This is a genomic window from Myxococcus vastator (assembly GCF_010894475.1).
GTDB lineage: Bacteria > Myxococcota > Myxococcia > Myxococcales > Myxococcaceae > Myxococcus > Myxococcus vastator.
Genome location: NZ_JAAIYB010000376.1, coordinates 1 through 8,396, shown reverse-complemented (window position 1 = coordinate 8,396; position 8,396 = coordinate 1). Strand labels below are relative to the sequence as shown.

Annotated in this window: 8 protein-coding genes; 5 read left to right on the top strand and 3 right to left on the bottom strand. The window is 70.2% G+C overall.

The annotated features are described in order from the left end of the window. Nucleotides 1-1,453, bottom strand: a 1,453-nt coding sequence (gene murJ, locus G4D87_RS28645; RefSeq protein ID WP_163785887.1) for a murein biosynthesis integral membrane protein MurJ, incomplete at its 3' end; no start/stop codon positions are given. A gap of 106 nt (nt 1,454-1,559) precedes the next feature. Here murJ and encB point away from each other — a divergent pair. The 5 genes from encB to G4D87_RS28620 all read left to right on the top strand — a co-directional run bounded on the left by encB (nt 1,560) and on the right by G4D87_RS28620 (nt 6,906). Beyond that, nucleotides 1,560-2,036, top strand: coding sequence for an encapsulin nanocompartment cargo protein EncB (gene encB / locus G4D87_RS28640; RefSeq protein WP_176410091.1), 477 nt, complete (start codon nt 1,560-1,562; stop codon nt 2,034-2,036). A 45-nt stretch (nt 2,037-2,081) separates the two neighbouring features. Further along, a complete protein-coding gene (gene encA, locus G4D87_RS28635; protein ID WP_163785885.1) occupies nt 2,082-2,945 on the top strand; it encodes an encapsulin nanocompartment shell protein EncA in 864 nt (287 codons plus the stop codon). Between the two features lie 30 nt (nt 2,946-2,975). Further along, nucleotides 2,976-4,400, top strand: coding sequence for a sigma-54-dependent transcriptional regulator (locus tag G4D87_RS28630; protein WP_163785884.1), 1,425 nt, complete (start codon nt 2,976-2,978; stop codon nt 4,398-4,400). Beyond that, nucleotides 4,348-5,514 (top strand): peptidoglycan DD-metalloendopeptidase family protein, encoded by a 1,167-nt coding sequence (locus tag G4D87_RS28625; RefSeq protein ID WP_163785883.1) that lies wholly within the window; start codon nt 4,348-4,350, stop codon nt 5,512-5,514. The genes G4D87_RS28630 and G4D87_RS28625 overlap by 53 nt, the downstream gene beginning before the upstream one ends. A gap of 96 nt (nt 5,515-5,610) precedes the next feature. Further along, nucleotides 5,611-6,906, top strand: a complete 1,296-nt coding sequence (locus G4D87_RS28620) for a hypothetical protein (RefSeq protein ID WP_163785882.1) — start codon at nt 5,611-5,613, stop codon at nt 6,904-6,906. Between the two features lie 43 nt (nt 6,907-6,949). On the opposite strand, the gene rsmI is transcribed toward G4D87_RS28620, so the two are convergent. Both rsmI and G4D87_RS40305 read right to left on the bottom strand, forming a co-directional pair. Then, nucleotides 6,950-7,780 carry a 16S rRNA (cytidine(1402)-2'-O)-methyltransferase gene (gene rsmI, locus G4D87_RS28615; RefSeq protein WP_163785881.1) on the bottom strand — a complete coding sequence of 277 codons (831 nt, stop codon included), beginning with the start codon at nt 7,778-7,780 and terminating at the stop codon, nt 6,950-6,952. Nucleotides 7,781-7,792: 12 nt separating this feature from the next. Then, nucleotides 7,793-8,227, bottom strand: a complete 435-nt coding sequence (locus tag G4D87_RS40305; RefSeq protein WP_371928609.1) for a proton-conducting transporter transmembrane domain-containing protein — start codon at nt 8,225-8,227, stop codon at nt 7,793-7,795. Between the last annotated feature and the right edge of the window lie 169 nt (nt 8,228-8,396).

Here is an 8,396-nt window from a genome sequence, read left to right as displayed (position 1 = left end):
CCACCGCGGCGCCCCACAAGCGAGGCAGCAACCCCGACGGCACGCCGACCGGCCCCAGCTGCTTCACCAGCTTGCGGCGCAGCAGTCCCGCCTCCAACCAGGCCACCAGGCCACTCGCCAGGGTCAGGCCCAACGCGCCCAGGTGCTGCGGCACGCCGAGCCATCCCGGCAGCCGCAGGCCCAGCACCCATGCGCCCAGGGTGCCCACCAGCACGCGCACCACCGCGAAGCGCAGCGGCGTCTTCGGGTCCTTCAGCGCGTAGAAGGCGGAGGAATAGAGGCGGCCCACCGTGGAGGCCACCAGGCCCAGCGCCGCCCCCATGAGCAGGTACCAGAGGTAACGCGAGTCCGCCGCGTCGAAGCGCCCCGTCTGCAGCAGCGCCGCCGCCACCATGTCGCCCAGGAAGAGGAAGGCCGCCGCGGAGGGGACGACCCAGAAGCAGATGCGGCGAGCGCCTCCGTCGATGCGCTGGCGCAGCTTCGCGGCCACGTCCGCGCCCTCACCCGTGGCGCGCGACATCTCCGGCAGCTCCGCCGCGGACACCGCCATCCCAAAGAGGCTCACCGGGATGAGGTAGAGGGTCTGCGCGTAGAGCAGCGAGGACAGCGCGCGGTTGGAGATGAGCGACGCGAAGGCCGTGTCCACCCAGGCGCTGACCTGGACCACGCCGCGCCCCAGCACCACCGGCCCGAAGTTCTTCAGCACCTGTCGCACGGGCTCCGCCGCCAGCGACAGCGTCGGGCGGAAGCGGCCCAGCAACTTGAGGACGGAGGGCACCTGCACCGCGAACTGGAGGAAGCTGCCCAGCACCACGGCGTAGGCCAGCACCGAGACCAGCGCCGCTTCCTCGTAGCGGCCTCCCGCGGCCACCAACGCGGCGATGATGACCAGGTTCCAGACGACGGGCGCCAGATACGAGAGGAGGAAGCGCCGGTGGCTGTTGAGGATGCCCAGGCACCAGGCGCTCAGCACCAGCATGCCCGTGCCGGGGAAGAGGATGCGCACCAGCTGGACGGCCAGCGCCCGCTCCTGTCCCTGGAAGCCGGGCGCGATGGCATCCACCAGGAACGGGGTGAACACCATGCCCAGCGCCACCACCACCGCCGTGACCAGGGACAGGATGCCAAAGACGGCGCCCGCGACCCGGTCCGCCGTCTCCGTGTCCTTGCGGCCCAGGAGCTGCGCGTAGACGGGAATGAACGAGCCGGAGAGGACGCCCTCGCCGAACAGGTTCTGCAGGAAGTTGGGAATGCGCAGCGCCGCCTTGAAGACGGCCGCGGCCTCCGCGTTGCCCAGGTAGTGGGCGAAGACGCGCTCGCGCACCAGGCCCATCAGCCGGGAAGCAAGGATGCCGGCGGCCACCAGCGTGGCGCCGCCTCCTGAGCGCTCGGGACGAGGAGGCGCGACCGGCGCGACCGGCGGGGGCGAAGACTCGGGCGAGGACGTGGTCACGAGAGCGGCGGACTCTACGCGGGCCGTTCGGTGGCATGAAGCCTGAAACCCCCGTCCCGCTGTTTCGCTTGACGCCGAACCCCCTGGATTGCAAGGGTCCGGTTCAATGGCCGGCCCTCCCGACAGTGACTTGGACGACGTGGCGCGCATCCGCCTCGTGCTGGCACGTGAGCTGGAGACCATCAACGAGTACGAAGCCTTCGCTCGTGCCTCCTCCCACCCGGAGGTCCGCGCGTTCTTCCAGCACCTGGCCGCCGAGGAGAAGGAGCACGTCTCCGAAGCCGTTCACATGCTCCGCATGTTGGACAGTGGTCAGAACGACCACTTCGCCAAGCCCTTCGTCCCCGGTCATTTCCAGGCCGCCGAGGCGCCCGCCCCCGCCACCGTCCAGGGGCCCGCTCCGGACGGCCCGGCGTTCTCCGTCAACGGCCGCCATGGCCGGCTCCCCTCCGAGCCGCCAACGTCCCTGCCGCCCCAGCGGCTGCTGTACGGCCTGCCCGCGCCGCCGCCCGCCGTGGAGTCGCACCCGCTCACCGTGGGTTCGCTGCGCCGGGGTGGCGGTGGTTCCGGCAGCGGTCGCTGAAGCTTTCTTCCCCCTTTCAAGTCGATGCCTCTGGAGCCCCATTTCATGCCTGACTTCCTTGGACATGCCGAGAACCCGCTCCGCGAAGAGGAGTGGGCGCGTCTGAACGAGACTGTCATCCAGGTCGCCCGGCGTTCGCTGGTGGGCCGGCGCATCCTGGACATCTACGGGCCGCTGGGCGCCGGGGTGCAGACGGTGCCCTACGACGAGTTCCAGGGTGTGTCGCCCGGCGCCGTGGACATCGTCGGCGAGCAGGAGACCGCGATGGTCTTCACCGATGCTCGCAAGTTCAAGACCATCCCCATCATCTACAAGGACTTCCTGCTGCACTGGCGCGACATCGAGGCCGCGCGCACGCACAACATGCCGCTGGACGTGTCGGCCGCCGCCGGCGCCGCCGCGCTGTGCGCGCAGCAGGAAGACGAGCTCATCTTCTACGGTGACGCGCGCCTGGGCTACGAAGGCCTGATGACGGCCAACGGCCGGCTCACGGTGCCGCTGGGTGACTGGACGTCGTCGGGCGGTGGGTTCCAGGCCATCGTCGAGGCCACGCGCAAGCTCAACGAGCAGGGCCACTTCGGCCCCTACGCCGTCGTCCTGTCGCCGCGGCTGTACTCGCAGCTGCACCGCATCTACGAGAAGACGGGCGTGCTGGAGATCGAGACCATCCGCCAGCTCGCGTCGGACGGCGTCTACCAGTCCAACCGCCTGCGCGGGGACTCCGGCGTGGTGGTGTCCACCGGCCGTGAGAACATGGACCTCGCGGTGTCCATGGACATGGTGGCGGCGTACCTGGGCGCGTCGCGGATGAACCACCCGTTCCGCGTGCTGGAGGCGCTGCTGCTGCGCATCAAGCACCCGGACGCCATCTGCACCCTGGAGGGCGCCGGCGCCACGGAACGTCGTTAGTTCCGGCCGCCCGCGGTCACGACTCCCACCATGGCCAAGGTCCTGGTCATCGACGACGAGGCGAACCTCCGCAAGGTGCTCGCCGCGATGCTGCGCCGGGACGGCTTCGACGTCACCGTGGCGGAGAACGGCGAGCAGGGGCTCGCCGAGTTCCACAAGAACGGCGCGGACATCGTGGTGACGGACCTGGTGATGCCCAAGGTGGGCGGCATGGAGGTGCTCGGCACCATCCGCGCCGCCAACCCGGACGTGCCCGTCATCATCATCACCGCGCACGGCACGGTGGACTCCGCCGTGGACGCCATCAAGGCGGGCGCGTTCGACTACATCACCAAGCCCTTCGACCAGGCGGAGCTGTCCTCCGTCGTCGCCAAGGCCGCGAAGACGAACGAGAGCGCCCGCCGCTCCGTGCGCCCGGACGTGAAGGCGCGCGCGGCCATCATCGGCGACTCGTCGACGATTCAAGAGGTCTACAAAATCATCGACAAGGTGGCGGACACGCCGTCCACGGTGCTCATCACCGGGGAGAGCGGCACCGGCAAGGAGCTCATCGCCACCGCGCTGCACGGGGCCTCCAGCCGCCGCGACAAGCCGTTCATCAAGATCAACTGCGCCGCCATCCCCGCCACGCTGCTGGAGAGCGAGCTCTTCGGCTACGAGCGCGGGGCCTTCACCGGCGCCGTCACGTCCAAGCCCGGCCGCTTCGAGCTGGCCGACGAGGGCACCCTCTTCCTGGACGAGATTGGCGAGATTCCGGTGGAGATGCAGGTGAAGCTGCTGCGCGCGCTCCAGGAGGGCGAGTTCGAGCGCGTGGGCGGCATCAAGACGACGCGCGTGGACGTGCGGCTCGTGGCCGCCACCAACCGCGACCTCCAGGCGGAGATTGAGGCCGGCCGCTTCCGCAAGGACCTCTACTACCGCCTGGCGGTGGTCCCCATCTCCCTGCCCGCCCTGCGCGAGCGCCGCAGCGACATCCCCATGCTCGCCCGGCACTTCGTGGAGAAGTACAACCGGCGCCTCAACAAGAAGATTGAAGGCATCGCCGACGACGCCATGGCCCTGCTCCAGGGCTACGCGTGGCCGGGTAACATCCGCGAGTTGGAGAACCTCATCGAGCGCGTGCTCCTGTTCGCGGACGGGCCCCTCATCACCGCCCGTGATTTGCCGGAGCCGGTCCGCCAGGGAACGAGCGTCCAGGCGGGCGCCAACCTGGCCAGCGCGGTGGCCTCCATCGACGTCCCCACGGGGGAAGTCGGCCTGAAGGACATCGTCCGGATGAAGGCCGCCGAGCTCGAGCGGGACCTCATCGTGAAGAAGCTCGAGGAGACGGGTGGCAACGTCACCCGGGCCGCTCGCCTGCTTCAAATCAGCCGCAAGTCACTCCAGACGAAGATGAAGGAGTTTGGCTTGCGCGACACCACACCCGACGGGCTGGAAGACGGCCCGGACGAATAGACCGCGAGGAGGCGGAATTCCGCTTCGCGCGCGTCGGTTCCGGGCCCGCCCACCCATTTCAACTCAGGGAGCTTGTATGCGGCCGAACCTTCCCACCCTCGGTGCCCCTCCGAAGCGCAGTCCCTTCGGCACGGTGGTCGCCGTGTCACTCATCCTCGGCGGTGCCGCCGGAGGCGTGTGGTGGTGGAAGCAGCGGATGGTTCAGGCGACGGAAGAGGCCTCGGCCCAGGTGCCCAGCGCGGCTCCCGACGCGGGCGCGCTCGCCGCGGCGCCCACGCCGGCGCCCGTGCCCACGGACCCCGTGAAGGCCGCGGGCCTGGAGCGCGTGTCGGTGAGCATCAACGGCCCCCTGGAGACGGCGCTCGTCAACGCGGCGGGCTCCGACGTGGGCCCGGCGCTGGCGCAGGTGGTGACGCGCACCCTGGTGTGGTGGGTCTCCGTGCCCGGGGAAATCCTGCGCGGTGACACGCTGGAGGTGCTCTTCCAGCGCCGCGACAACGAGGAGCCCCTGGTGCACGCGGTGCGCTTCACCAGCGCCAAGCTGGGCAAGACGATGAGCGCGTACCGCTACCAGGCCGACGGCGAGCCCAACGCCCGGTACTACCTGTCCGGCGGCGACGAGCTGGAGCTGCGGCTGGAGCGCTCCCCCATCGACGACTACGAGCAGGTGACGTCCCTGCTCCGCGACGGCCGCCGACACAAGGGCGTGGACTTCCGCACCCCGGTGGGCACGCCCATCAAGGCCCCCTTCAACGGCGTGGTGAAGCGGAAGAACTGGAACTTCCGCAGCAACGGCAACTGCATCGAGCTGGTGGAGTCGGGCGGCAAGGGTCGCCGCGCGCTGTTCCTCCACCTGGACGAGGTGGACTCGAGCGTCAAGCCGGGCGCCCGGTTCTCCGTGGGCCAGGTCATCGCCAAGAGCGGCAACACGGGCCGCAGCTTCGCCCCCCACCTGCACTACCAGCTCATGACGCAGGATGACCGGGTGCTGGACCCCTACGACCAGCACAAGACCTTCCGCCGCGCGTTGGCCGCGCAGCACCGGCCGGGTTTCGAGGCGGCGATGCGCCGGATGAACGGCTTGCTGAGCGCATCCGTGGTGGCCGGCAAGTAAAAGCCACCCGTTTCTTGACACTCCTTCGACGGCACGGCTAGCTGGAAGCCCCCTGGGCTTGCCGGAAGGCCGGGGAGATTTGCCGTCGGAGGTCGGATGCACAGGCTTCGCGTCGTACTTGCCGCGCTGACGCTGGGCGCGCCGTTCGCCGCCAGCGCGGCGGACATCACCCGGATTGCGTCGTCGCTCGAGGAGGACGACCCGTTCGACCTCTTCATCGACGTCGGCTTCGAGCGCACGCAGAACCGCGCGAAGATTGTCCGCGAGCAGCTGGCCCCCGCCGGGCAACCGGGGGGCCGCGTGGATGCAACGGAGCTCTGGTACAAGGGCGTGGACGCCCGGCTCAACCTGGAGCTGTCCGTCGGCCTCTACAGGGACCTGGAGTTCTCCTTCGCCCTGCCCGTCGTCTTCTCGCAGAACGAGCGCTGGGACTTCACGTCCAACTCGTCGCCCGAGAGGTCCACCATCACCAACAACTGCCTGAACGCCAACGGCTCCGTCATCGGCGGCTGCCTGGACGGCACAACCCCGCCCAACGCCCTGTTCGACGTGCCGCAGGAGAGCTTCCGCGGCGGCCTGGGCAACATGCGCTTCGGCCTGGCCTACGCCTTCTTCAACCAGGAGAAGGACGAGACGAAGCCCACCTGGATTGTCGGCCTGGAGTACGAGGCCCCCACCGCGAAGCTGCGTGACGCGGCCGCGGACACGACGAATTCGGACAGCCGCGGCAACATTGGCGACCGCGTCCACAAGTACCAGCTCTACACGGCCTTCTCGCGCCGCATTGGCGCGGCCGAGCCGTACTTCAAGGCGCACTACACCATCCCCGTGCGCGGCCCGGGTGCCTACTCCAACTGTGCCCAGGCCGAGTCCAACCCGGACAACCTGGGCGCCCCGGGCAACTGCTTCCAGGGGCCGTGGAACCGCAAGGAGACGGGCATCAACGCCCCTCACACCGCGGGCATGCTCTTCGGCGTGGAGCTGGTGCCCTTCAACCGGCCGGCGAAGTCGCAGCGCTTCGCCCTGGACGTCCGCGGCATCGGCAACTACGTGGGCAGCGGCCGCTACTACAACGAGCTGAGCGCCGCCCTGCGCAAGCTGCTCACCTCCGAGGACTACTTCCAGGTGGGTGGCATGCTGGGCGTGACCGCGAACCCGTCGAAGGCCTTCCAGATTCGCGCCTCCGGCATGTTCCTCTACAACACCAACCACGCCCTCACCGCCGAGGAGCCGGGGCGTGACGTGAACAGTGACGGCGCCGTGGACCTGCAGCCCGGCTCCCCCGAGCTCAACCCCAACTTCGACTGGCGCTACGACCTGGTGTCCCGCCGCTTCCTCGCGGTGGAGAGCACCACGTTCCGCTTCGACCTGAGCGCCACGTTCAGCTTCTAGCGGGGCCCGGGTGGGCGCCGATGACGGCGCCCACCTTCCGGACTCAGCGCTTCAGCGAAAGCCCCAGCCGGTAGACGTCCTGACCGGCCCAGCCCGCGCGGCGGGCCAGCTCGGTGCTCAGCGCCTTGAGCTTCTCGCCGCGAGCCAGCCCCTCCTCCAGGGCCCGGCGCAGCTCCTCCTCGGACCAGCGCGTCTCGCCGGTGCGGCCCTCCACCAGCACCACCACCTCGCCCCGAGGCGCTTCCGCCGCGTAGCGCGCGGCCAGCTCGGACAAGGTGCCCCGGGCGAACTCCTCGTGCAGCTTCGTCAGCTCCCGCGCCACGCACGCGCGCCGGTCGCCCCAGGCGTCGAGCAGGTCCGGCAGCGTCTCCGACAGGCGGCGTGGGGACTCATAGAGCACCAGGGTGGCGGACAGCTGCGCCACCTCTTCCAGCATGGCCCGGCGCTCGGCGCCCTTGCGCGGGACGAAGCCCAGGAAGTGGAAGCGCCCCGTGGGCAGCCCGGAGGCGCTCAGCGCCGCGACCAGCGCCGTGGGGCCTGGCACCGGCACCACCGTCACGCCGCGCTCCAGCGCCTCGGACACCAGCTTCTCGCCCGGGTCGCTGATGGCGGGGCTGCCCGCGTCCGTCACGAGCGCGCAGTCCTCCCCTTCCCCAATCCGGTCCAGGATGCGTCCGGCGCGCTGCCCTTCCGCGAAGGCAGGCAGGCTCACCAGGTCCTTCCCGCCAATGCCGAAGTGGTCGAGCAGCACCCGCGAGTGCCGCGTGTCCTCACACGCGATGAAGCGCACCGCGCGCAGCGTCTCCAACGCGCGCGACGTGACGTCCCCCAGGTTCCCGATGGGCGTCGCCACCAGATAGAGCGTTCCAGCCATGGCGTCGTCCTCTCACATCCCCGCGTCGAAGGCGCCAGGGATGTGCTCCACGGTGGCGCGCTCCCCGCGCCCCACCACCGAAATCACGTCGAAACGGAGCATCCGTCCGCGCAGGTCATGCGCGAACAGGTAACGCAGCGCCGCCTTCACCACCAGCGCGGACAGCAGCGCGCTGGCGGGCGCCGGGGCGCTGGCGTGCGCGGGCGGCAGCCACCCGTGCAGCGGCAGCAGCGCCGCCTTCGCGGACAGGCCCGCCATGGCCAGGGCCAGCGCCAGCCCCGTGGTCGGCGAGGGCCGCACCCGCGCGGCGAGCTCCGCCATGTCCAGCACGCCATACTCCGCGTACAGCAGCGCCACCGCCAGCAGGTAGACCAGCGAGCCGCCCAGGGCCACCAGCACGTAGCGCTCCGCGGCCACGCGCGCCACCGCGCCGTGGCCCAGGGCCACCAGGCCCACGGCGGCAATCGACGTCACCTCGAAGGCGACGTAGAGGTTGAAGACGTCGCCGACGACCGCCACCGCGCCCAGCCCGCACGCCAGCGTCAGCCACAGCGGCCAGAAGAAGTCGCGCTCGTGGCCCGGGGGGAAGTAGCGCCACGCATGCACGGCGACGCCC